Source organism: Rhodoferax potami, from assembly GCF_032193805.1.
GTDB lineage: Bacteria > Pseudomonadota > Gammaproteobacteria > Burkholderiales > Burkholderiaceae_C > Allorhodoferax > Allorhodoferax potami_A.
The window spans coordinates 31,768-54,036 of the sequence record NZ_JAVBIK010000003.1 but is presented as its reverse complement, the minus strand read 5'-3'; the positions used below and the strand labels follow the sequence as shown (position 1 = coordinate 54,036).

The window sequence follows — 22,269 nt, the reverse complement described above, 5'->3', positions numbered from 1 at the left end:
CTGCGTTTGACAAGGCCGAGATCGCCAACGAGTACCTCGCAAAAAAGTAAGCCGGCCGTCTCGCCGGCGCGAGATGGCCAAAGAAGTCGTGCAGCAGCGTGGGCTTGCCATACGGGTCGCCTGTTCCGTGTTCTCAATCAGCGAATCCTGCTACCGCTACGAGTCCAAGCAAAACGCTGAGAATGAACTCATCGCTGATTGGTTGATGCGGCTGACGGACAACCACCGCAACTGGGGCTTTGGCCTGTGCTACCTGTATCTGCGCAATGTGAAGAGTTTCGGGTGGAACCATAAACGCGTGTACCGCATCTATCGTGAGCTGGAGTTGAACCTACGTATCAAGCCTAGGAAGCGCTTGGTGCGTGAGAAGCCCGAGCCTTTGGCTGTGCCAGAGGCCATCAATCAGGTCTGGTCGATGGACTTCATGCACGACAAGCTGGAGGACGGCCGTAACCTGCGCTTGTTCAATGTCATCGACGACTTCAACCGTGAGGCGCTGGGCATTGAGGTGGACTTCTCGCTGCCGTCGGAGCGGGTGATCCGAGCATTGAAGCAGATCATTTCCTGGCGTGGCAAGCCGCAAGTGATTCGATGTGACAACGGGCCCGAGAACATCAGTGGCACCATCCAGAACTGGGCCGAGGAATGGGGCATCCGGTTTGAATATATCCAGCCGGGCAAGCCACAGCAGAATGCCTATGTCGAACGGTTTAACAGGACTGTTCGATACGAATGGCTATCCCAGTATTACTGGTCCAGTATTGAAGAAGTTCAGGACTTCGCCACGCAGTGGATGTGGTCCTACAATCACGACCGCCCGAATATGGCCCTGGGCGGTTTCACCCCAATGCAGCACTTGGCCATGGCTGCATAACCGTTCTACTTTTAGGTCCGGTGGAAATTGGGGGGATTACCCTTCCTCAAATACCGCACGTTCCTGCGTAGCCGTGTGCCTAAGCCGATTTGCAAAAGTACTCGCCAGCTCTTGACGGGTGAGGAGCACCCGCATTGGCTGACGATGCTGGGTTTTGGCCCCCTGATGCCTCAGCAAGGCTGACCCATTGCAGGTCGACGAGCCTGCCGCCACTCCATCGTGCCGAACGATAAATCTCGAAATCCTTACGGAGAAACGATCACGTCTGTGTTAGCCGAAACCCGCAATTTTGAAGCACACCTTAAATAGCATACCGCAAGGATATGAAAGGAATGAGACGGTATGAATGAAACAATATCAAACAAAGTTTAGGAGCCTATATGAAATGTTCCGCAACAGTTTTATGGATTCTTGGTGCATCTATAGTACATGCCGAAAATCATCAGACACTAATTATTGAATCATTTTCTCGACGCCTAGCACCGACAGCACAACGTGCCAGCTTGGGAAGTAGTAGTTCAAGCCTTGAAATAACTAAATGGCAGTATCTCCCAAAGCCTTCGCTCTCAGTTGAGAGCGTTAGTGCTGCGAAGAAAGACTAATCATATCAAGTAGATGAACAAGTTACTAAATTAAGGATGCAGCAACAAGTCTGGACTAGGGGGTGGATTGCCGCCAGAGTTAAAGACTCACACACCCTCTTTCGGCTAAAGCCGAAAAAATCAAATTCGTTACTAACTAACAAAGTAACGCATATCAATGCCTCGAATCGATTAACCAATTTAATGATTGCAGCAATTTCATAAATTATTTGAAAAAGACACAGATCAGAAAAATATGTCTTGCTATTTACCAAGTAAATATGTCTAGAACAGTTAACACAACACGACCAGAGCTCATCCTTGGGCGAAACGAGCCTAGCAATATTCTTGCTTTGCGCCTTGGAGACGGGGTGTTGAGCACAGCCTCCAAGTCGGGCATTACCCGCCTTTCACCAAGGTCGGAGGGCCCGACACACATAACCAGTCGTGAATTTGCTGAAGCCTGCGCGAGTGAACGTATTCACCAACTTCTTACGCAAGGGAAACCGAACGGCTTGGCTTTGTTATTTTATCTCGTCGATAACGCCAATCTTTGTGTAGTTTGCTCATGCAATCGACTCGCCCGGCAATGGAGCAAATTAAACAGCTTGATTCGGTTCCTGCGGCGCCACCAATTCGTCTTGGATGAATTCACAGTGTCACTTAGTAAAGCTACTGATCAAAGTGAATTTATTGATCGACAGTTGCCAACGCTCACAGAAATCAAATTCGTCTGACGTACTCAATAATGGATTTGCAATGACCTCTACTCACGCTCGACCTCGCCATCTTCGCCACGCTTGTGCTTGGTAGCGTCAAGGTATCTCTACTACATGCTCACCGCGGAGAGGCGTCAAATGAAAAACGATGATACTTTCGTTACAGGTCAGGAAGTTAATGTTGATGCGATTGTCAATATTGCGATTACAAAGTATTCGAAGTTACAGCGATTCTTACGGCGCTTCGAACGGGACCCATTCCTTGTGGAAGATCTTGTTCAGGATGTCTTTGTCGAGCTGATCAAGTCTGCTTCACGATATGAGGGCAGATCGAATCCTGAAACTTGGATATTTGGTGTTGCCGCCAACTTGGGGCGAAGTCATAGGGCAAGCATGTCCATGAGCCGATTCTGCGGAAGAGAGGTGCAAATGGATGAAGAAGATATTGAGCTGCAGCATGTTGATATGAGTTTTATGGATAATTTAATTGCAACTGAGCGCTTGCGCCAGGTTCAGGCAGAGGTCGAAACAATGTCACCATCCCTTCAAATGACGTTTGAGTCGATATTCGTATACGATTTGACTTATCAGCAAACCGCAGATTTTCTGAACGTGCCTATTGGCACGGTTCGATCCAGGGCCTCCCGTTTGCGGGAATTATTACAACCGCGAGATCCGGAATTTCACTAGTTGCTCGATAAAGACGGCTGGCGGACTGTTGGGGAGATTGTTGGGTTCTCTCGCATAAGAACTGAACGACAACAACGGTTTTCAGGCTAGTTTTCGCATTTATTTTGGATTGTCAGCCTGTTTTCGTAAGTTGTTTCGCTCCATCGGTTTGAGGGTGTTGGGGTTGAGGAGTTTTTGCGGGGCCGACTACCTAGTCCGCACTGAATAGCACCTAACTACTTGATTCATCAAGGGATTGCGCTGATTCGGTGGGCTGGTATTTGCAAGACAATAAGTCCCGAGCATTAGATTTCTTGCAAATTCCAGCGAGGTTTTGATGGGCCCCACGCCGCAAACACCCCAAACTGACGAGATGTTCCGTCACCCGCCTGGACGAACAGCTCAAGATGATCCACCCGCTGATTCGCCTCTAATTGTTGACGCCACTCAGGATTTGGCAGGGAGAGCCGAGATTGGCTGACAGTGGCTTAAGCTAACAGAGGCCGCAATATGTCTAGTTATTTAGCAATTGATGGACTGTCAATGTACTTCGGCACACTCTGTCAATTCAGGACTGGCGCCAACAAAACAGGCTAGGCTGAAGTATCCGCAAGCGGCTATCGAAGACATTGACAGCCGCGCCGGGCGCGGCATTCAACGCAGTGCAGTGATGAGTCTGGCCCTGGGCGGGTGGGTGCAAAGCGGACATGCTGTGCTGATGTCAAACGCAGTCTCGATTTGATACAACTGTGGAACGCAAACGCGGCGTGGATTTGATACACCGTTATGTGGGGTGATTGGTTGTTTTGTCTTTGCTTGGCGCCTCTAGGCTGCTTGCTCCTCCTGTGTATCAAGGTGACTGCGTTTTCGTTTGAGTAGGGCATTGCTGCTGGCGGCAATCACACCGGCACGCCGCTTATCTTTCAGGCGATAGGAGTCTCCTGAGATCGGGACCACATGGGCGTGGTGGAGCAGTCGGTCAAGTAGCGCCGCTGTCAGCGTTGCATCGTCTGCAAACGTCTGGTCCCATTGCCCAAACGGCAGATTGGAGGTCAGGATGAGACTTCCCACTTCATAGCGTTTGGCAATGACTTGGAACAGAAGATTCGCCTGTTCCCGATTCATGGGTAGGTACCCGACTTCGTCAATGATCAACAGCCGGTAGGGACGCACGATGCGTTTGATAGCCTCTTCCAGGGTGTTCTGCCGTAGTGCCGTGCTCAGTGTCATCAGCAGATCTGCCGCCGTGATGAAACGCGTCTTGATTCCAGCCTGGGTTGCCCTGTAGCCCAAGGCGATGGCCAAGTGGGTTTTGCCCACCCCACTGGCGCCCAGCAAGACCACGTTCTCGCTGCGCTCCACGAAGGCCGTAACCGGTCACTGTCCGGCGTTCTTGCGAACTGATTGCAGGTACCAAAGAATGCGCCCTGATCAACAAACAGGACGGGGTCGGATATGGAAGAGACGCAGAGCGTGCTCAGGCGTGCAGTGTTGAGTGAACAGACTTGGGCTGAGGTACTGGATCGTTTTGACCGCGCTGGATTGACGATAGATGAATTTTGCAGCCGCGAAGGCATCAGTCGCAGCAGCCTTGCTCGCCGACGCACGCTTAGGAATAAACAGAGGGGAATCGCGTCCCCGCTGCGAACGAACAAGGTAGCCCCCACCACCGTGCCGAAGGCGGCGTTCGTTGATCTGGGCGACCTTGCTGGAGTGCACGGCAGCGGCAATGGAGCCATGGAGTTACGCATCGAACTCGGCTCGGGCATGAGTTTGCATCTGGTACGCCGGTAATGTTCTTTCCCGAGGGCCGCATTCGCGTGTTCCTGTATGGCCAAGCTGCCGATATGCGCCAGTCCTACGACGGCTTGTACGCTCTGGCACGCCAGGGGTTTGAAGTGGATGTGCTGGCCGGACACATGTTTGTTTTCATCAACCGGCGGCAAACACAGATGAAGGTGCTGTACTTTGACCGCAGCGGCTGGTGCCTGTGGTGCAAGCGTTTGGAGAGCGGCAAGTTCTCCCGTAAAGGCGTTCAAGGCGGCAGTGGCGAGATCGACTGCACGGCGCTCAAACTGATGCTCGAAGGCATCGAAGTGCGCCGACGCCACAAACGCTACCAACACCCTGCGCGGAGGTGACGATGTGCCCATTTTCAATCCGGAGAAGCACTCTTTTGCTTTGTCCCTAAAGGCCGCAAGATAAGGCCCATGTCGATGCCCAATACCAGCACTCCCACATTTACCGTCGAAACGGTCATGGGGCTGTCGCCGCAGAGCATCGCGCAGACACTGCAAGCACAGGCCGCCAGCATCAGCGCGCTGGAGCAGCAGCTCGAATGGTTCAAACGCCAACTCTTTGGCAAGAAGAGCGAGCGCTTTGCACCCTTGCCCGATGCGCAGCAAATGCACCTGGGGCAACTCCTGGGCGACCTCCCTGCCACTGATGCGCCCGAAGCCGACTCCGACTCCAACACCATCCCTGCACACCAGCGACGCAAACCCCGCAGCAACTTTGCCGACGAGGGCACGCCCGCATCGTTCTTTGACGAAACCAAGGTGCCCGTGCACACCATCGAGCTGGCCAACCCCGAGACCAAAGACCTCTCGCCCGATCAGTACGAGGTTGTCAGCCAGAAGGTCAGCCACCGCTTGGCACAGCGCCCCGGTGCCTATGTGGTGCTGAAGTATGTGCGCTCTGTCATCAAGCGCCACGACACGCAAACCCTGCACTGTGCGGGCGCGCCAACAGGCATCATTGAGGGCAGCCGCGCTGACGTGAGCTTGCTCGCAGGCGTTGTTGTTGACAAGTTTGCCTGGCACATTCCGCTGTACCGGCAGCACCAGCGCCTGAGCCAAGCGGGCTTCAAACTCAGCCGGGCGTGGCTGACGCAACTGGCGCAAAAGACCATTTCCCTGCTGGAGCCGATTTACGACACGCAGCTCGAGTCGATCCGCAACAGCCGGGTCAAGGCAATGGACGAGACCCCCATCAAGGCCGGGCGCAGTGGGCCCGGCAAGATGAAGGCGGCCTACTTCTGGCCTGTGTACGGCGAACTCGATGAGGTGTGCTTTGCCTATTTCGAGTCGCGCCGCCACGAGCACGTACAGCAGGCATTGGGGCTGCCAGGGGCCACAGATGCCGTGTTGCTCACTGACGGCTATGAGGCCTATGCACGTTACGCTGCCAAGACCGGCATTACGCATGCCCAATGCTGGGCGCACTGCAGGCGTGGCTTCTTTGAAGCTCTAGGGGCCGAGCCACAGGCCGCTGGCCAGGCGCTGCAGCAAATTGGCGAGATTTACGCCCAGGAAGAAGCCATTCGTGAACGTGACCTCTACGGGGATGCCAAACGAGAGCACCGTCTAAGCCACAGCAAACCGCTGGTGCAGAACTTCTTTGAATGGGTGGATTTGCAGTTCGAGCGGCAAGGCTTCCTGCCCAGCAATCCGTTGACCAAGGCATTGGCCTATGCACGCGAGCGCCGCGCGCAACTGCAGGTGTTTCTGGGCGATGCGGATGTGGCCATGGATACGAACCATCTGGAACGCGCCTTGCGCGCGATACCAATGGGCAGGCGCAATTGGTTATTCTGCTGGACGGAGGTGGGCGCCAAGCGCGCGGGCATCATGCAGAGCCTGATCGTGACATGCCGTTTACATGACATTGACCCCTACACCTACCTGGTTGATGTCTTGCAACGCGTAGGCCACCACCCCGCCTCCAGAGTTTCAGAACTGACGCCTCGTCAATGGAAGCAGCACTTCGCCGAGAATCCATTGCGTTCACCATTACACGGTTTGGTAACGTAGGCAATAACGCCGGACAGTGACCGGTTACTTTGGCTGTGCCAGAGGCCATCAATCAGGTCTGGTCGATGGACTTCATGCACGACAAGCTGGAGGACGGCCGTAACCTGCGCTTGTTCAATGTCATCGACGACTTCAACCGTGAGGCGCTGGGCATTGAGGTGGACTTCTCGCTGCCGTCGGAGCGGGTGATCCGAGCATTGAAGCAGATCATTTCCTGGCGTGGCAAGCCGCAAGTGATTCGATGTGACAACGGGCCCGAGAACATCAGTGGCACCATCCAGAACTGGGCCGAGGAATGGGGCATCCGGTTTGAATATATCCAGCCGGGCAAGCCACAGCAGAATGCCTATGTCGAACGGTTTAACAGGACTGTTCGATACGAATGGCTATCCCAGTATTACTGGTCCAGTATTGAAGAAGTTCAGGACTTCGCCACGCAGTGGATGTGGTCCTACAATCACGACCGCCCGAATATGGCCCTGGGCGGTTTCACCCCAATGCAGCACTTGGCCATGGCTGCATAACCGTTCTACTTTTAGGTCCGGTGGAAATTGGGGGGATTACCCACCGATTCGAAGTTGCTGGAGACGGCACGCCAGAAGTTGGTGGTGGCTGCCAAGGACGCGGGCATCGATCTCAAGCAGACCTTTGCCAAAGAAGGACGGCTCTTGCGTTTCAAGGCCGGTCGCTATGCCCACGCCAAACAGTTCAAACGCATGGGCCGCGCCATCAAACGCCAGCGCACCATTGTTGCGCGCATCGCCTGCCAGATGGAGCGTGGTGCCAACGCCCTGAGCCAGGCGGTGCGGGACGCCTTGCAGGGCAGTCTGGCCAAGGCGCGCCAGATTGTTGCCCAGGCAGCCTCTCGCAAGAACTATGGCTGCCGCTTGAATAATGGGTGGAAATTACAAGCGGCATTGACAAGGAGAGGATTACCAGTCGAGGTGTATCAACTCCTCACCGCGTTCGCGTGTCATTTTCATACCGTCAGCAGCATGAGTCGGCGAGGTAACTGCCATGCAGTGGCTGAGAGCTTCTTCCAGTTACTCAAGCGCGAACGCGTTCGCCGTCAGATCTATCTCACCCGGCAAGACGCTAGGACTGATGTCTTCAATTACATCGAGATGTTTTGCAACTCCAAGCGTCGGCACAATGCCGCTGGCGACATCTTGCCGGTAGAGTTCGAGAAACGCTATTTCCAACAGCTCGGGAGTGTCTAGTAAATCCGGGTGGATTCAGGTCATTACAGATGTGTTTTTCTCACCGAACTTAGCACGCCATCTGTAAAACGTAGCACTGCTGATACTCAACTCCCGACAAATGTCGGGAACTAGCATTCCTGCCTCACAAGCTTCGATGCAGCCATCATCCTGCTGTTCGTAAACCTCAACTTCTTCTGGCAGAGCTTCACTCTCGGGAAATTTTATTTCTCGGTACTTTGGTTTAGCATGAAAACTGCCGAAGTAAGTAAATACTTTATCAGAGCCATTGCAGTACACAAACAATACAATCTATCAATTTATTGGAAATGTGAATAGCACAAAGCATTTGTCACGACTAACTTTAGGAGGAAAGCTCATAACAAACCGTTGCCCGATGAATATTTCAAACTTAGTGCATTAATGGTCTTAAAACGCTGAAAGTGAACGAGGATTAAGCTTTAATCTCAATTGACTCCACAGTTCAACGTTGAATTACACGAGGCAACCACATTTGGACCGAAAATCCAACGCCTTGGTTATTAAAAGCTTCAACAACCCCCCCCTGCCTTTCAATCATTTCACGCGCAAGGGCCAATCCCAAGCCGTCGCCGAGCGAAGTATTCGAGTTTTCCCCCGAAAATTTTGCTCAAATAAGAATGGAAAATCTTTATCAGAAACACCTGGGCCATCATCAGACACCTCCAAAATAAAACCACCATCGTCAAGTCGACCATTAAAATTGATGTTGGTACCAGCCGGAGTATATGTAACGGCGTTGCATGCAAATGCACGTAGAGCTAACGAGGTAAGTACCGGATCACATAAAATCGTATCCGGTAAATCTTCGAGGTTCATGTGAAATTTGTGTCGTGTAGAAATAGATCTAGCTGCATCGTGTGCTTCATAGACCATATTACAGACATCTGCTTCTTCTCTCGATACTCCAGCTGGATTTCCAAAGCAATTTATCGCGCTTAAGCAGGTCTGAATTAAATTTATCAATTGATCGACTGTTCTCCTAATTCGATTGCAGCGCATACGTAAAGCTTCGGCACTTGTTGGTAAATCCAACTCTATATTCATTGCCATGGAATCCACAAGGGACAATGGTGTTCTCAACTCATGTGACAACATTCGAGTCAGGGACTTTTGATATTGACGTGTCTGCCAAATCAAATTCGAAGCATCCTCAAGGCGAACAAGAGCATCAGTCAATTCTTCTGTTCTCTTTGATAACTGAAGCTCTAGTTCAGCATACTTAACTTTAATAGTTTCAATTTCTTCCATACCCTATCCATTTATTGATCGATTGAGAGTCGATGCTTATTAAGCCAATTTTCGAAAAATATCAAATGAATCATAAGTTGAAATTTAGGTATTGGAAATATACAAATACAATATTATCATAGCAACAAAGGTAACTAAATACCTATTATTATTCCCGCGGGCGGAAAGCTGAGCCAATTTTAATCAAAGTCCGACATGCCAATTAAATGAAATATACAAAATATGCATCAAGACTAGTAGTCTATTTTTGTGGCATGTAATTCAACGCAAATCAAGGTCTTGGCAGAGATCATTCGTTAATTATTGAATAATGTTTGATATTCAAATTCTGCTTAATGGGGAATTTGGATGATGGGCACTATTTGCTTAAAAGCAAACCATGCGCATGCAGTAGATATAATCTGTTCCGTGAATATCGCACAAATGAAAAATAGTGTATATTGACTGTATTTATAGATATCTACATAAAGGTAGTTGATTTTATAAAAAATATAGATCATTTACGGCGTAAACGCAAGAATTTGCAAGAATTTGCAAGAAATCTTTAAAAAAAATTTTAAAACTAGCTGGTTATTTTTTGCTCCATTTTTCTTGGTAAGAGGCTATGATTATTGCAATTGTTGAAGATCATGCAGAGCTTAGGTGCGAGTTAGTTTATTATTTAACAAGGCATGGGCACAGTGTTTTTGGGTTGTCGAACTCGCTAGAGCTTGATTCTTTGGTTAAGAATACAGTTCCAGGTTTGCTTTTTATTGATATTGGGCTTCCAGGTGAAAGCGGAATTGAGATAGCTCGTAGATATAATAGTACATCTGGTCTGAGCATCGTAATGCTGACGGCGTGCTGCGATGTTGAGTCACGTGTACGCAGCTTTGAAGCCGGAGCAGACACTTTTCTTTCAAAACCAGTGAGTTTCAGAGAGCTTGATGCTGTTATTCACAGAGCTGAATCCAGAAGAAACGCCACATCCAGTATTAGTTGTTGGCAACTTTTTCCGATAGAAAAACTTCTGGTTTCGCCTAACGGGCACAAAATCTCCTTGACACTTACGGAATCCAGATTAATGAAAGAGCTATTCAGTCAACCAGAAAAAATCGCAAGTAGAAAATCTCTTGTTACTGCACTTGGCGCTAACTTTATGGTTTACGACGATCGAAGGATTGAGGTTTCTATCAGTAGGCTTCGTAAAAAAATTGAAGTTATTTCGGGCTTAAAGGCTCCAATTAAGTCCGTACGTAATATTGGTTACGTGCTCGAAAGCTCTTGTATTTTGCGTTGATACAAACAAAATTTGAATCGTATCGTGACGCCTTGCAAAAATAGCGTGAGCAATATCTAATATCTAATATCTAATATCTAATATCTAAAGTTGAAATTTTAACTTAGAGTCTCCATTTGCCAGTGACTTCGTCGGCAAGCTTTTTCCCTATGCTGAGCAGGCAATCTATTTATTTGTTTTGTGTATTAGATTTCTTGATAGAATTTTTTGTAAAGAGGTAATTTATCGATTTTTTATCTGGTCAGTATAGGAAAATACCTCGTGCTCCTTGGAAAAACAACAAAGTTGTGCTTAGGTGAGCGTAATGTGCGCGCGGTGATTCGGGGTAGTACCTGTTATCCAATGGGTCGTGGGTATTCCGCACGAATGTGGACAGTCATTCCGGGCAACGTGAACAAGCGTGTTGATAGCTTGCTGTGGAGGATTTCGGCATCGTGAACGCTGATTCCGGTGTCGTGCAACCTACGCCAAAGAGGGCCAACTGCTGAGCTACATAGCGGGCCGCTACGCCCACGCTCGCCAGTACAAGCGCAGCGCAAAGTTATCCAGCGCCAGCGCACCATCGTGGGCCGCTTGCAGCGTGAAGTGGGCCGCAAGATGAGCGCCCTGGGCCTGATCTTGCAGACGGCCAGCAAGGGGTCGTCTCAGAAAACGGGAAAATCGTACGTTAAGCTGATCAGACTGTCAAAATGAAGGAGCCAGATTGCCTGCTCGCGATGAACTGGCCACATTACGAGCCGAAAATGCCCGCCTGATCACGCTTCTCGAATCGCATGGGATTGAGTGGCATCAACCGCAGACAGTTAGTCCGGTGCCTGTGGCGCATGCCTCAGAACCGTCTAGGCTTTCCCCCGCGGAGAAGGTCGCGCTGTTTCGTCGCCTGTTTCGCGGGCGCGCAGATGTTTACCCGTCCTCTGGGAGGGCAAGACCTCAGGTAAGTCTGGCTATTCACCGGCCTGTGCAAACGAACGGCGTGCCGGCGTATGCCAGAAGCGCCGCATCAAGTGCGGAGACTGTAGCAACCGCCTGCTGATTCCCCTTTCAGATGGGGTGATTTCAACCACTTGGCAGGCGAACACACGGTCGGGGTTTATCCGCTCTTAGACGACGACAGCTGCTACTTTCTCGCGGTCGACTTCGACGAGGCTGATTGGCGAGACGATGCCCGGGCATTCATCCAGTCGTGCCAAGCGCTTGGTGTGCCCGCGGCGTTGGAGATTTCACGCTCTGGCCAAGGTGCCCATGCTTGGGTGTTTTTCGGCGACCGCGTTTCGGCCCGTGATGCACGGCGACTCGGCACCGCCATCATCAGCCATACCTGCTCGCGCACCCGACAACTGAAGCTGGAATCCTACGATCGACTTTTCCCAAATCAGGACACCATGCCCAAAGGCGGGTTCGGCAACTTGATCGCTTTGTCATTGCAAAAAGGGCCAAGGGAACAAGGGTTCAGCGCTTTCGTCGATGCTAACCTGCACCCTACGCTGATCAATGGGCGTTCCTTGCGTCCATCCAGCCGATGAGCGCACACGACATCGAGCCGACGATACTGCAAGCCACGGGCGGCATCCATCCGTTGGATGTCACTTTCATTGACGATGAAGATTTGGCCACCCCCAAGAAGCAGAAAACCCCACGCTCCAGAAAGCTGGACGCCCCGATGCCCAAGTCGTTGACTGTGACGCTGGCCAATCTGATTTATTTCGAAAAGACTCAACTGCCGCAAGCGTTGGCCAACCGCTTGATTAGACTGGCGGCGTTCCAGAACCCCGAGTTCTACAAGGCGCAGGCGATGCGAGTCTCTTTGTGGGACAAGCCACGTGTTATCGGTTGTGCTGAGAGCTACCCCCAGCACATCGCCCTGCCACGCGGATGTCTGGATGCCGCGCTGTCCTTGCTTCGAGACAACGGCATTTATGGAGATCTGAGGGGTGAGCGCTTCGGTGGCGAAGCCCTTGACGTGTCTTTCGCTGGCAGCCTTCGCCTTGACCAGGAAGCGGCCATCGCGGGAATGCTTCCCCACGATGCAGGGGTGCTGTGCGCACCAACCGCATTTGGCAAGACGGTCACTGCTGCTGCGATGATCGCGCGGCGTGGGGTTAATACCCTGGTGTTGGTGCATCGCACGGAATTGCTCAAGCAATGACAAGAACGCTTGCAGGCTTTTCTGGGTGTAGGCAAGGGGGTGATCGGCACTATTGGTGGTGGAAAGGCAAAACCGCCAGGCAAGATTGACATTGCCGTGATGCAGTCCTTATCCCGTCAGGGGAGGTCAATCCGTTGGTCGAAAACTACGGGCAAGTCATTGTCGATGAGTGTCACCATGTCGGAGCGTTTTCCTTTGACGCCATCTTGAGGCGCACCAAGGCGAAATACATCCGGGGCTTAACTGCCACGCCGATCCGCCGTGATGGGCAGCAGCCGATCATCTTCATGCAGTGTGGGCCAATCCGCTACACAGCGGCGCAGCCGACCGGTGCTCCACACGACCTGGAGGTGGTGCCATGCCCATGCCATGGACGGCTAGATTTGCCTGCCGATGGCGGCATTCAGGATGTCTTTCGTCATCTGGCCAACGATCGGGATCGCACAGTCGCCATCGCTGTGGAGGTCCGGGATGCAGTCACACGGGGTCGCAAGGTGTTGGTTTTGACCGAGCGCACAGAGCACCTTGATGCCATCAAAGGAGTACTCGACGATCTTCAGCCGCCACCATTCGTCTTGCATGGGCGAATGTCCGGGAGGCAACGTGCTGCTCTGGTGGCAGATCTGGATGCGCTGCCGCCCAACGCACCGCGCGTCCTGCTTTCCACCGGAAAGCTGGTTGGTGGGGGCTTTGTCCACCCACCGCTCGACACCTTGGTCCTGGCCATGCCAGTGTCCTGCAAGGGCACGTTACAGCAGTATGCGGGGCGCCTGCACCGTGAACACGCGGGCAAGACCGATGTGCGGATCATCGACTTTGTGGATACCGGCCATCCGGCGCTACTGCGGATGTGGGACAAACGGCAAATTGGGTATCGGGCGATGGGCTATCGGCTTCAACAATCAGCAGCTTGGTAGGCGTAAGACCCGAAACTTGCATCGATGAATCTAAGATAATGACAATTATCTTAGATTAAATTTTGCCGTCAAAATTGCTCTTTGCCACCAAATTCATGACCAAAACTCGCAGCCTGAGTGTCCAAGGCACTCCAGTCACCTTCATTACCCGCCATGAGCAGGACTACATCTCGCTGACCGATATGGTCAAACGCTTTGGCGACGAGAGCGTCCCCTACGGCTGGCTGCGCAACCGAAACACCGTTGAGTTTCTGGGCGTGTGGGAGCGGATCAACAACCCTGCCTTTAAACCTCTCGAATTCGAGAGGTTTAAATCCCAAGCCGGACTGAACAGCTTTTCGCTGTCGCCCTCCAAATGGGTTGAGGCCACCGGAGCGATTGGCTTGTATGCCAAAGCCGGGCGAGGTGGCGGCACCTACGCGCACCGTGACATCGCTTTTGAATTCGGCTCGTGGCTTAGTCCTGAGTTCAAGCTCTACCTGATCACGGAATTCCAGCGTCTCAAGGACGAAGAGGCCCGTGCAGCCTCTGTTGAGTGGAATTTCCAACGCACCCTGGCCAAGGTCAACTACCGTATCCATACCGACGCCATCAAGGAGCACTTGGTGCCCCGCCAGTTGACCAAGGCTCAAAACGGCCACCATCTACGCCAGTGAGGCCGACCTGCTGAATGTGGCCATGTTCGGCGTGACCGCGGCTCAATCGCGTGAGGCCAATCCCAAAGCTGCGGGCAACATGCGCGATGCGGCCACACTGGAGCAGTTGATCGTGCTGTCCAACATGGAGAGCATCAACGCCGTGCTCATCCATCAGGGCATAGCGCCCTCCGAGCGCTTGAAGCAGCTCAATGCGATTGCCATCACGCAGATGCGCTCGCTGATCGCGTTGGAGTCGGTCAAACAACTGGGCACTCCATCGCGTTTGCCATGATGGCCACCAAGCCTGCTTATGTACGCCGTCTTGGACTAAACCATTTCGCCCATCTGCGTGCGGTGGCAGAAGGCTTGCCCGTTTTGGATGCGGCCAAGCGCTACCTAGGTGTGGAGCACGGCCACCAGGTCAAAGTTGCTCATATGGAGACTCGCGATGCCGTGCGAGCAGTGGCCCGCCGATGCGATCTCTGGCTGGTTTGACAACATCACCGCCGCCAAACTGCTCAGCGCTGACATGGTGATCCTGGCGCAATTGCAAGGTAACCGGTCACTGTCCGGCGTTATTGCCTACGTTACCAAACCGTGTAATGGTGAACGCAATGGATTCTCGGCGAAGTGCTGCTTCCATTGACGAGGCGTCAGTTCTGAAACTCTGGAGGCGGGGTGGTGGCCTACGCGTTGCAAGACATCAACCAGGTAGGTGTAGGGGTCAATGTCATGTAAACGGCATGTCACGATCAGGCTCTGCATGATGCCCGCGCGCTTGGCGCCCACCTCCGTCCAGCAGAATAACCAATTGCGCCTGCCCATTGGTATCGCGCGCAAGGCGCGTTCCAGATGGTTCGTATCCATGGCCACATCCGCATCGCCCAGAAACACCTGCAGTTGCGCGCGGCGCTCGCGTGCATAGGCCAATGCCTTGGTCAACGGATTGCTGGGCAGGAAGCCTTGCCGCTCGAACTGCAAATCCACCCATTCAAAGAAGTTCTGCACCAGCGGTTTGCTGTGGCTTAGACGGTGCTCTCGTTTGGCATCCCCGTAGAGGTCACGTTCACGAATGGCTTCTTCCTGGGCGTAAATCTCGCCAATTTGCTGCAGCGCCTGGCCAGCGGCCTGTGGCTCGGCCCCTAGAGCTTCAAAGAAGCCACGCCTGCAGTGCGCCCAGCATTGGGCATGCGTAATGCCGGTCTTGGCAGCGTAACGTGCATAGGCCTCATAGCCGTCAGTGAGCAACACGGCATCTGTGGCCCCTGGCAGCCCCAATGCCTGCTGTACGTGCTCGTGGCGGCGCGACTCGAAATAGGCAAAGCACACCTCATCGAGTTCGCCGTACACAGGCCAGAAGTAGGCCGCCTTCATCTTGCCGGGCCCACTGCGCCCGGCCTTGATGGGGGTCTCGTCCATTGCCTTGACCCGGCTGTTGCGGATCGACTCGAGCTGCGTGTCGTAAATCGGCTCCAGCAGGGAAATGGTCTTTTGCGCCAGTTGCGTCAGCCACGCCCGGCTGAGTTTGAAGCCCGCTTGGCTCAGGCGCTGGTGCTGCCGGTACAGCGGAATGTGCCAGGCAAACTTGTCAACAACAACGCCTGCGAGCAAGCTCACGTCAGCGCGGCTGCCCTCAATGATGCCTGTTGGCGCGCCCGCACAGTGCAGGGTTTGCGTGTCGTGGCGCTTGATGACAGAGCGCACATACTTCAGCACCACATAGGCACCGGGGCGCTGTGCCAAGCGGTGGCTGACCTTCTGGCTGACAACCTCGTACTGATCGGGCGAGAGGTCTTTGGTCTCGGGGTTGGCCAGCTCGATGGTGTGCACGGGCACCTTGGTTTCGTCAAAGAACGATGCGGGCGTGCCCTCGTCGGCAAAGTTGCTGCGGGGTTTGCGTCGCTGGTGTGCAGGGATGGTGTTGGAGTCGGAGTCGGCTTCGGGCGCATCAGTGGCAGGGAGGTCGCCCAGGAGTTGCCCCAGGTGCATTTGCTGCGCATCGGGCAAGGGTGCAAAGCGCTCGCTCTTCTTGCCAAAGAGTTGGCGTTTGAACCATTCGAGCTGCTGCTCCAGCGCGCTGATGCTGGCGGCCTGTGCTTGCAGTGTCTGCGCGATGCTCTGCGGCGACAGCCCCATGACCGTTTCGACGGTAAATGTGGGAGTGCTGGTATTGGGCATCGACATGGGCCTTATCTTGCGGCCTTTAGGGACAAAGCAAAAGAGTGCTTCTCCGGATTGAAAATGGGCACATCGTCACCTCCGCGCAGGGTGTTGGTAGCGTTTGTGGCGTCGGCGCACTTCGATGCCTTCGAGCATCAGTTTGAGCGCCGTGCAGTCGATCTCGCCACTGCCGCCTTGAACGCCTTTACGGGAGAACTTGCCGCTCTCCAAACGCTTGCACCACAGGCACCAGCCGCTGCGGTCAAAGTACAGCACCTTCATCTGTGTTTGCCGCCGGTTGATGAAAACAAACATGTGTCCGGCCAGCACATCCACTTCAAACCCCTGGCGTGCCAGAGCGTACAAGCCGTCGTAGGACTGGCGCATATCGGCAGCTTGGCCATACAGGAACACGCGAATGCGGCCCTCGGGAAAGAACATTACCGGCGTACCAGATGCAAACTCATGCCCGAGCCGAGTTCGATGCGTAACTCCATGGCTCCATTGCCGCTGCCGTGCACTCCAGCAAGGTCGCCCAGATCAACGAACGCCGCCTTCGGCACGGTGGTGGGGGCTACCTTGTTCGTTCGCAGCGGGGACGCGATTCCCCTCTGTTTATTCCTAAGCGTGCGTCGGCGAGCAAGGCTGCTGCGACTGATGCCTTCGCGGCTGCAAAATTCATCTATCGTCAATCCAGCGCGGTCAAAACGATCCAGTACCTCAGCCCAAGTCTGTTCACTCAACACTGCACGCCTGAGCACGCTCTGCGTCTCTTCCATATCCGACCCCGTCCTGTTTGTTGATCAGGGCGCATTCTTTGGTACCTGCAATCAGTTCGCAAGAACGCCGGACAGTGACCGGTTACATTGCAAGAACGCATTGCAACTGGTGGCCGCTGGTGGCGGCAATTGCCTAGCATTGGCCGCACCAAGGCGCAGCGCATCGCTGCTCACCTGAGCATGCTCATGGCAGAACTGAGGTTGCCCCTGAGAGATGGAGTTCTTAGCTCTTGTACAAATGAGACAGCAGGGTTCGGTGACAGCCTCGTTGATGCTGCGCAAGCTCTGCAGCTACCCGCGTCAGAACGGGTTGGCCATTGCCCTGCGTGAGTTGGGGCGCATTGAGCGCACGCTGTTCATCCTAGACTGGCTGCAAAGCGTCGAATTGCGCCGCCGTGTGCATACCGGGCTGAACAAGGGTGAGGCGCGCAATGCGCTGGCTCGCGCTGTGTTCTTCAACCGACTTGGTGAAATCCGTGACCGCGGCTTCGAGCAGCAGTGCTACCGGGCCAGTGGCTTGAACCTGGTGACTGCCTCCATCGTACTGTGGAACACGGTCTATCTGGAGAGGGCCGCAAACGCTTTGCATGGTCACGGCATGGCCATTGATGACACGCTTTTGCAGTACCTGTCGCCGCTGTGCAGGGAGCACATCATCCTGACCGGCGATTACCTCTGGCGCAGCAGCGCCAAAATCGGTGCAGGCAAGTTCAGGCCGCTACGACCACTGAAACCGGCTTAGCGTACGATTTTTTCCGTTTTCTGAGGCGACCCCAGCAAGTAGAACCCCGGCAAGCTAGGTAAGCTCTACAGCTGGCATGCGCCGGAATTTGAATGCATCTCCAAGGGTAAAAGCCGTACCGCGGCAAGTTCAAGTCACTGACCGAGCAAGAAAAGAAGATGCTCAAGCGCCGGCAAGCCATTGACCCGATCATCGGCCACCTCAAAGCGGACCACCGGATGAATCGCTGCCACTTCAAAGGCGTGGACGGTAACAGTTTGCACGCCGTGCTGTGCGAGCCGATCTGCAACATTCGCTGGTTGCTGCGGATGATCGTCAAAAAATGATTGGGCCATTTTTTTACGGCTGTTGCAGGCTGCGGGCAGGATCGATTTCACCGATTTGCAGCGCAAATTATGAGGAATCTTAACCGTCAATCCGAGAAACTCCGGTCTCATGAACTCGCTGGTGGGCTGAAAGTGGATCTTTCAGGGACGACCACTTAGCAGTAAAAAACGACAGATCTCGGTTGTGTTAAATATCTACCTTTTAGAATGTGAAAGAATGAGCGGCTTTCCTGAGTTCAACGTTGAACTGCCCGCATAAAAATCGCATCGCCGATCTTTGAGAAAACCTGCTCATAGGTCCTGACGTCAAGCACCACACTTTCATCGGTTGACTGCTGTCCTTGAATTGAACTGCTCACGCGCCTTTCTACAAAAGTAAGGCGAACGCGCGTTTGCTTGGAGTGAAATTCTTCAGTTGTTGCAGTGACGTAAGTCCTCACTTCGTTGCGCAGACCTGCCACAGATACGCCTAGACCAATGCTGCTCCAAGTTTCTGCTTTTATCGGTGACTGAGCGGTAATTACACCAGACTCAAGACTTGCTGACTGAATAACGTAACCAAGATCCTGTAAAACTGATAAAATTGAACGGAATGCTAACGGGCGGTCTGCTTCAAAGACTCGGGCTTGTATAGCCTGAATTTCAAGCGCAGACTTTTCGTCTGAAGAATCTAGCGTTATACATCCAGGCAGTAAACTTGAAGCAAAAATGAAAGAAAAAATGGCGAGTTTTCTCATGTAGGTAAATATTAAAATGAAGAAGTTCTAGAATAGAATGAGCTAACGCGTTTGACTCCTTCAATCATGCGGAACTTAATAATGAGGGTCATAGTGCGGCTGCTTTGCTCAAAACCTGAAATATTTTTAGTTCCCCCAAGGACAATGATGGTCCCCAAAATATTGCTGCTACTTGAGTTTGCAAGGGTAGCATTGTGCTGATACGTCCATACCTCTTCGCCCTCGCTGTTTACAGTGACTAAATTTGGAGCTCCGAAAGCCTCTAAAACTTCTGCTTGATTAGTCTCGTTACTTTTAAGCGCCATCTGCACCTGGCCTATCGTGAGGCGGCTCCTCTCACTAGGCTCGATTGATGCTTCGTTGCTTGTAGCACATCCCGCCAAAAACACAACAAAGGCCCAGACTTGCAACTCCCATCTGCGCATGTAACACCTCTTGACTAAATTGCTTGAGAAAATATAAACACGATGCGACATAGGCAACAACCCCACCAAAAAAAGTATTGAATACCTTTCTTGATTCAATTTGCATAAGTTTACTCAAAAAGTATGTCAACTTGAAATTTTCTTCTTTCCAAATCTTGCATTTATGCATGTGTCGAAAACGGTGCAGTGTGGTATTTCGATATTAAATATATCAAGCAAAAATCTTCTACTCCGAATGCCACTTGCCGCGAAAATTTTTTGGGTTTCTTCGAACTATCCCACAAGAAAATCGCAATCAAGTAAATTTGTTTTACTAAGTAGGTTCTCATATCTTGTCGGCCCCGCAAAACCTCCACAACCTGCATGGATGCTAGGGATGGTCTGCACAAGTTAGCGCTTTGACCGCTAACGACAAATGAAACAGCAAAGCCTTGCCACGACCGGTTTCGAATTGGCCACCAAGCGCACGCGCAAGCGTGAGTTCCTTGACGAGATAAACCTGGTGGTTCGCTGGACGGAGTTGGTTGGACTGATCCAACCGCATGCGCCTGCGGGGGTAATCCCCCCGATTTCCACCGGGCCTAAAAGTGGAAAGGTTATGCAGCCATGGCCAAGTGCTGCATTGGGGTGAAACCGCCAAGGGCCATATTCGGGCGGTCGTGAGTGTTGTCAATGCCGCTCGTAATTTCCCCCCTTGGTCCATTATTCAAGCGGCAGCCATACCCCGGGGTGCGGATCATGGTGGCTGCGCGCCTAGGCCGAGACATAGGCCTTGCGCATCATGCCCGCGCTGGGATCGAGCAGCGACACCTGTGTTTCGTCGGCATGTAGCACCAAGGCGCTCAGAATGAAGTGCCGCAGTGCTTCGTACAAGGGCACAAGGGCCAGACGGGCATCGCGCAGCGCAATCTCGCGGGCTTACGTTGTAACTGTACGATCAGCGCCACCACCTCCGCAGTGACCTGGGTTAGATCAATGGAAGGGGCGCAATTGCTGGACATGGTGCAATGATGCCCGAGTCAAAACGTTCAGACTATTAGCGAATGCGATGTCAACGAATCCAAGCGCAGCTGCGGTGATAGCACCCCTCCATCAGGTGCGGTTGATGACGCTCAATTCCTCCAGTCGCTGCCATGGAAGACCCAGCACCAGAGCGTCAAATTGCTGGCGACTGAGCTGCAGTGCAGGCGCCGGTTGGCGCACCACACACCAAAGCCGTCATGCACCAGCAGCTTGATGCGACTGGCCCGAGCATTGGCAAACAAGTAACCGTGATGGGCCTGCGCCTGGCCCAAAGTGTTGACCACTACGCTGAGCAACCGGTCGGCTCCGGCACGCATGTCCTGCGAATGCGTGCACAGCCACAGCGCGTCGATACGGATCATGCGCGAGCCACCGTACCGGCCAGTGAGGGGTCCCCTTGTTTTTGATGCGATTTAGGACGTTTGGGAAGCCCCTATTCATGCGGGTTTCCAGACCATGACCTTTCGTAACCCGCATGGATACTGGGTTCTCTGACCCCCTCCAACCTCCGTTTTTGTAGCCTTTTCAGGCCCTACCTGGCCGGATGAGCGACGTCTAACTCGGTTCAACGCTCCAATAGCTCTGATAATAATGATTATCAGCGATGAAGGCTTTAAATTGATCGTTAAAACGGGTAACTAACGTTAGACTAAACCGTTATACAAGTCTGTTTTTACGCTATGCCCCGTCCTTCTATTGCCACCCCTGCCCAAGTGCGCGAAACCATCAGTATCCTGTTGCGCGAGTCAGGACTCTCCAGTGGAGCGTCGTCAATCTCCTTTCGCAGAGCCGTCTCGGTGCGCAAGGTGCGCGAACGCCTGGGAGGTGGCAACCCGGCCACCATCGCCCACGAAATCAACGCCGTTGAAAAAGACTTCATCGGATCGGACGCCCAACAGTTGTCCATCCCGGACTTACCTGCTGACATTGCCGCACTCATGGCGCAGTTGTGGCAGGCCGCAGTAGGGGTTCAGCTCACAGAAGTCCTTCAGCTCAAAAAAGATGCCCACAGCATCGCCGATGCCGCCAAGAGTGCTCTCGTGGAAGAGCAACTGCGCAACCAGGTTCTGCTGCAGGAACTCGCGGAAATGCGCTCGGCCACCGCTGAGCACAATGCCCAATTGGCCCAGGCCACGTCGCAAATGGCAGTACTTGCCGACCAGAACGCCGGACTTCAAAGAGAACTGGACGCCAGCCGGGAGCGCGAAGCTGCGCTGCAGGCGGCCCAGCAGTCGCTTGCGACAGAACAGACCGGGGCAATAGCCGCCGCGCGCGAACGCTACGATGGCCTGTCCAAGCAACTGTTACAGGAAACCGCTCAGCAGCGCCAGGCCGCGCAGGTCGAAGTCACGCGCATGACAACCCAAGCCAAGTTTGCCGAAAAGCGTGAAGCGTCTCTATCAGGGCGCATCGAGCAGCTGGAGGCCGATTTGCTGGAGGTGCGTAGCCAGCGCGACAAGGCGGCCGGCGAAGTTTCGGCCCTCAAATACATCAACACCTCTCTCAAAATCCAGGTGGACGAGTTTCTCAAGGCCCGCACCGGCGAGAAGGTTTTAGTCGTTCCGCCGAACCAGTCCAAGCGGCGCGCATCCGCCAAAGGTCCTGGACGTGATTAAACGGCCGATTGCTCTGTGCCATGCGTAAGATGCAGGATGTGGGCCAGAAGGGCCATGTAGTATTTGACCATGCAGCGACTGCAGCACGGGCGGTAGCGGCAACGCTTTGGGTGGACCATGGCGTCATACCTGCGCAGGCAGTCCCAGACGATCCGGAACTGGCCGCCCCCTACCTTGCCAGTGCATTGATACATCCCGTGTACGAGCGCTGGAATTGGCAGCGCTTGATCCAGGTATATGGGGCACTGCCGGATGCTCGGCGCGCCAAGCCACGGGTTTGCAAGCTCCTGATTGATGCGCAATCTGTTGTGGAATACTGGCAGAAGGGCAAGTTGCA

General features: G+C 53.3%; 21 protein-coding genes and 9 pseudogenes. 19 read left to right on the top strand and 11 right to left on the bottom strand.

Going from position 1 to position 22,269, the window contains the following annotated elements:
• Positions 1-40: 40 nt before the first annotated feature.
• A pseudogene (locus RAE19_RS18190) lies at positions 41-874 on the top strand (IS3 family transposase); the annotation flags it as partial.
• Between the two features lie 1,438 nt (positions 875-2,312).
• Complete coding sequence (locus RAE19_RS18185) at positions 2,313-2,864, top strand: RNA polymerase sigma factor (RefSeq protein ID WP_313876313.1); 552 nt, start codon at positions 2,313-2,315, stop codon at positions 2,862-2,864.
• A gap of 804 nt (positions 2,865-3,668) precedes the next feature.
• Here RAE19_RS18185 and istB read toward each other — a convergent pair.
• Positions 3,669-4,211: pseudogene (gene istB, locus RAE19_RS18180) on the bottom strand (IS21-like element helper ATPase IstB); the annotation flags it as partial.
• Between the two features lie 87 nt (positions 4,212-4,298).
• On the opposite strand from istB, the gene RAE19_RS18175 reads away from it, so the two are divergent.
• The 6 genes and pseudogenes from RAE19_RS18175 to RAE19_RS18150 all read left to right on the top strand — a co-directional run.
• A complete protein-coding gene (locus tag RAE19_RS18175; protein WP_313873005.1) occupies positions 4,299-4,637 on the top strand; it encodes a hypothetical protein in 339 nt (112 codons plus the stop codon).
• The gene (gene tnpB / locus RAE19_RS18170; RefSeq protein ID WP_313873004.1) at positions 4,637-4,984 is read left to right on the top strand and encodes an IS66 family insertion sequence element accessory protein TnpB; all 348 of its coding nucleotides are present in this window, start codon (positions 4,637-4,639) and stop codon (positions 4,982-4,984) included. Before RAE19_RS18175 ends, tnpB (RAE19_RS18170) begins: the two co-directional genes overlap by 1 nt.
• 69 nt (positions 4,985-5,053) lie before the next feature.
• The gene (gene tnpC, locus RAE19_RS18165) at positions 5,054-6,655 is read left to right on the top strand and encodes an IS66 family transposase (protein WP_313872998.1); all 1,602 of its coding nucleotides are present in this window, start codon (positions 5,054-5,056) and stop codon (positions 6,653-6,655) included.
• A 20-nt stretch (positions 6,656-6,675) separates the two neighbouring features.
• Positions 6,676-7,179: pseudogene (locus tag RAE19_RS18160) on the top strand (IS3 family transposase); the annotation flags it as partial.
• A gap of 39 nt (positions 7,180-7,218) precedes the next feature.
• Positions 7,219-7,408: pseudogene (locus RAE19_RS18155) on the top strand (IS5/IS1182 family transposase); the annotation flags it as partial.
• Between the two features lie 233 nt (positions 7,409-7,641).
• Positions 7,642-7,875 (top strand): annotated as a pseudogene (locus tag RAE19_RS18150) (IS3 family transposase); the annotation flags it as partial.
• Between the two features lie 15 nt (positions 7,876-7,890).
• Here RAE19_RS18150 and RAE19_RS19480 read toward each other — a convergent pair.
• Both RAE19_RS19480 and RAE19_RS18145 read right to left on the bottom strand, forming a co-directional pair.
• The gene (locus RAE19_RS19480) at positions 7,891-8,154 is read right to left on the bottom strand and encodes a transposase (RefSeq protein ID WP_430962589.1); all 264 of its coding nucleotides are present in this window, start codon (positions 8,152-8,154) and stop codon (positions 7,891-7,893) included.
• A 276-nt stretch (positions 8,155-8,430) separates the two neighbouring features.
• Entirely contained in the window at positions 8,431-9,144 is a 714-nt protein-coding gene (locus RAE19_RS18145) for a sensor histidine kinase (RefSeq protein ID WP_313876312.1), read from the bottom strand.
• A gap of 604 nt (positions 9,145-9,748) precedes the next feature.
• On the opposite strand from RAE19_RS18145, the gene RAE19_RS18140 reads away from it, so the two are divergent.
• From RAE19_RS18140 to RAE19_RS18110, 8 genes and pseudogenes are all read left to right on the top strand, one after another.
• A complete protein-coding gene (locus RAE19_RS18140) occupies positions 9,749-10,423 on the top strand; it encodes a response regulator transcription factor (protein WP_313876311.1) in 675 nt (224 codons plus the stop codon).
• Positions 10,424-10,877: 454 nt separating this feature from the next.
• Positions 10,878-11,026 (top strand): annotated as a pseudogene (locus RAE19_RS19475) (IS5/IS1182 family transposase); the annotation flags it as partial.
• Between the two features lie 366 nt (positions 11,027-11,392).
• Positions 11,393-11,946: pseudogene (locus RAE19_RS18135) on the top strand (TOTE conflict system archaeo-eukaryotic primase domain-containing protein); the annotation flags it as partial.
• Positions 11,943-12,569, top strand: coding sequence for a hypothetical protein (locus RAE19_RS18130; RefSeq protein WP_313876309.1), 627 nt, complete (start codon positions 11,943-11,945; stop codon positions 12,567-12,569). The pseudogene RAE19_RS18135 and the gene RAE19_RS18130, both read left to right, overlap by 4 nt.
• Positions 12,570-12,703: 134 nt before the next feature.
• Entirely contained in the window at positions 12,704-13,486 is a 783-nt protein-coding gene (locus tag RAE19_RS18125) for a DEAD/DEAH box helicase (RefSeq protein ID WP_313876308.1), read from the top strand.
• A gap of 95 nt (positions 13,487-13,581) precedes the next feature.
• Entirely contained in the window at positions 13,582-14,142 is a 561-nt protein-coding gene (locus tag RAE19_RS18120) for a KilA-N domain-containing protein (RefSeq protein WP_313876307.1), read from the top strand.
• Positions 14,143-14,164: 22 nt separating this feature from the next.
• The gene (locus tag RAE19_RS18115; RefSeq protein WP_313876306.1) at positions 14,165-14,416 is read left to right on the top strand and encodes a hypothetical protein; all 252 of its coding nucleotides are present in this window, start codon (positions 14,165-14,167) and stop codon (positions 14,414-14,416) included.
• Positions 14,413-14,619, top strand: coding sequence for a hypothetical protein (locus RAE19_RS18110; protein ID WP_313876305.1), 207 nt, complete (start codon positions 14,413-14,415; stop codon positions 14,617-14,619). The genes RAE19_RS18115 and RAE19_RS18110 overlap by 4 nt, the downstream gene beginning before the upstream one ends.
• Positions 14,620-14,706: 87 nt before the next feature.
• Here the strand turns inward: RAE19_RS18110 and tnpC (RAE19_RS18105) are convergent, their stop codons facing one another.
• From tnpC (RAE19_RS18105) to RAE19_RS18095, 3 genes are all read right to left on the bottom strand, one after another.
• A complete protein-coding gene (gene tnpC, locus RAE19_RS18105) occupies positions 14,707-16,308 on the bottom strand; it encodes an IS66 family transposase (protein ID WP_313872998.1) in 1,602 nt (533 codons plus the stop codon).
• Positions 16,309-16,377: 69 nt separating this feature from the next.
• Positions 16,378-16,725, bottom strand: coding sequence for an IS66 family insertion sequence element accessory protein TnpB (gene tnpB, locus RAE19_RS18100; RefSeq protein ID WP_313873004.1), 348 nt, complete (start codon positions 16,723-16,725; stop codon positions 16,378-16,380).
• On the bottom strand, positions 16,725-17,063 hold the full coding sequence (locus RAE19_RS18095; protein WP_313873005.1) for a hypothetical protein: 339 nt from the start codon (positions 17,061-17,063) through the stop codon (positions 16,725-16,727). The genes tnpB (RAE19_RS18100) and RAE19_RS18095 overlap by 1 nt, the downstream gene beginning before the upstream one ends.
• A 247-nt stretch (positions 17,064-17,310) precedes the next feature.
• On the opposite strand from RAE19_RS18095, the pseudogene RAE19_RS18090 reads away from it, so the two are divergent.
• Positions 17,311-17,805: pseudogene (locus tag RAE19_RS18090) on the top strand (Tn3 family transposase); the annotation flags it as partial.
• Positions 17,806-17,939: 134 nt separating this feature from the next.
• Here RAE19_RS18090 and RAE19_RS18085 read toward each other — a convergent pair.
• From RAE19_RS18085 to RAE19_RS18075, 3 genes are all read right to left on the bottom strand, one after another.
• Positions 17,940-18,221: a hypothetical protein gene (locus tag RAE19_RS18085; protein WP_313876304.1), complete on the bottom strand. Its 282-nt coding sequence runs from the start codon at positions 18,219-18,221 to the stop codon at positions 17,940-17,942.
• Between the two features lie 146 nt (positions 18,222-18,367).
• Entirely contained in the window at positions 18,368-18,868 is a 501-nt protein-coding gene (locus RAE19_RS18080) for a hypothetical protein (RefSeq protein ID WP_313876303.1), read from the bottom strand.
• A gap of 11 nt (positions 18,869-18,879) precedes the next feature.
• On the bottom strand, positions 18,880-19,278 hold the full coding sequence (locus RAE19_RS18075; protein ID WP_313876302.1) for a hypothetical protein: 399 nt from the start codon (positions 19,276-19,278) through the stop codon (positions 18,880-18,882).
• Positions 19,279-19,708: 430 nt separating this feature from the next.
• Here RAE19_RS18075 and RAE19_RS18070 point away from each other — a divergent pair.
• Positions 19,709-19,846: pseudogene (locus tag RAE19_RS18070) on the top strand (IS5/IS1182 family transposase); the annotation flags it as partial.
• A 200-nt stretch (positions 19,847-20,046) separates the two neighbouring features.
• Here RAE19_RS18070 and RAE19_RS18065 read toward each other — a convergent pair.
• Together RAE19_RS18065 and tnpB (RAE19_RS18060) are read right to left on the bottom strand one after the other, a co-directional pair.
• On the bottom strand, positions 20,047-20,181 hold the full coding sequence (locus tag RAE19_RS18065; protein WP_313876448.1) for an IS66 family transposase: 135 nt from the start codon (positions 20,179-20,181) through the stop codon (positions 20,047-20,049).
• Between the two features lie 224 nt (positions 20,182-20,405).
• On the bottom strand, positions 20,406-20,678 hold the full coding sequence (gene tnpB / locus RAE19_RS18060; RefSeq protein ID WP_313876301.1) for an IS66 family insertion sequence element accessory protein TnpB: 273 nt from the start codon (positions 20,676-20,678) through the stop codon (positions 20,406-20,408).
• Positions 20,679-20,996: 318 nt separating this feature from the next.
• Between tnpB (RAE19_RS18060) and RAE19_RS18055 the strand changes: the two genes are divergently transcribed.
• Entirely contained in the window at positions 20,997-21,932 is a 936-nt protein-coding gene (locus tag RAE19_RS18055) for a DNA-binding protein (RefSeq protein WP_313876300.1), read from the top strand.
• Positions 21,933-22,269: the final 337 nt, after the last annotated feature.

Coding starts and splice junctions, on each gene's coding strand:
- RAE19_RS18095 (WP_313873005.1), bottom strand. CDS start 17,063: ATGGAAGAGACGCAGAGCGTGCTCAGGCGTGCAGTGTTGAGTGAACAG.
- RAE19_RS18140 (WP_313876311.1), top strand. CDS start 9,749: ATGATTATTGCAATTGTTGAAGATCATGCAGAGCTTAGGTGCGAGTTA.
- RAE19_RS18175 (WP_313873005.1), top strand. CDS start 4,299: ATGGAAGAGACGCAGAGCGTGCTCAGGCGTGCAGTGTTGAGTGAACAG.
- RAE19_RS18130 (WP_313876309.1), top strand. CDS start 11,943: ATGAGCGCACACGACATCGAGCCGACGATACTGCAAGCCACGGGCGGC.
- RAE19_RS18185 (WP_313876313.1), top strand. CDS start 2,313: ATGAAAAACGATGATACTTTCGTTACAGGTCAGGAAGTTAATGTTGAT.
- tnpB (WP_313873004.1), top strand. CDS start 4,637: ATGTTCTTTCCCGAGGGCCGCATTCGCGTGTTCCTGTATGGCCAAGCT.
- tnpC (WP_313872998.1), bottom strand. CDS start 16,308: ATGTCGATGCCCAATACCAGCACTCCCACATTTACCGTCGAAACGGTC.
- tnpB (WP_313873004.1), bottom strand. CDS start 16,725: ATGTTCTTTCCCGAGGGCCGCATTCGCGTGTTCCTGTATGGCCAAGCT.
- RAE19_RS18115 (WP_313876306.1), top strand. CDS start 14,165: ATGTTCGGCGTGACCGCGGCTCAATCGCGTGAGGCCAATCCCAAAGCT.
- RAE19_RS18145 (WP_313876312.1), bottom strand. CDS start 9,144: ATGGAAGAAATTGAAACTATTAAAGTTAAGTATGCTGAACTAGAGCTT.
- RAE19_RS18110 (WP_313876305.1), top strand. CDS start 14,413: ATGATGGCCACCAAGCCTGCTTATGTACGCCGTCTTGGACTAAACCAT.
- tnpC (WP_313872998.1), top strand. CDS start 5,054: ATGTCGATGCCCAATACCAGCACTCCCACATTTACCGTCGAAACGGTC.
- tnpB (WP_313876301.1), bottom strand. CDS start 20,678: ATGATCCGTATCGACGCGCTGTGGCTGTGCACGCATTCGCAGGACATG.
- RAE19_RS18055 (WP_313876300.1), top strand. CDS start 20,997: ATGCCCCGTCCTTCTATTGCCACCCCTGCCCAAGTGCGCGAAACCATC.
- RAE19_RS18120 (WP_313876307.1), top strand. CDS start 13,582: ATGACCAAAACTCGCAGCCTGAGTGTCCAAGGCACTCCAGTCACCTTC.
- RAE19_RS18080 (WP_313876303.1), bottom strand. CDS start 18,868: ATGAGAAAACTCGCCATTTTTTCTTTCATTTTTGCTTCAAGTTTACTG.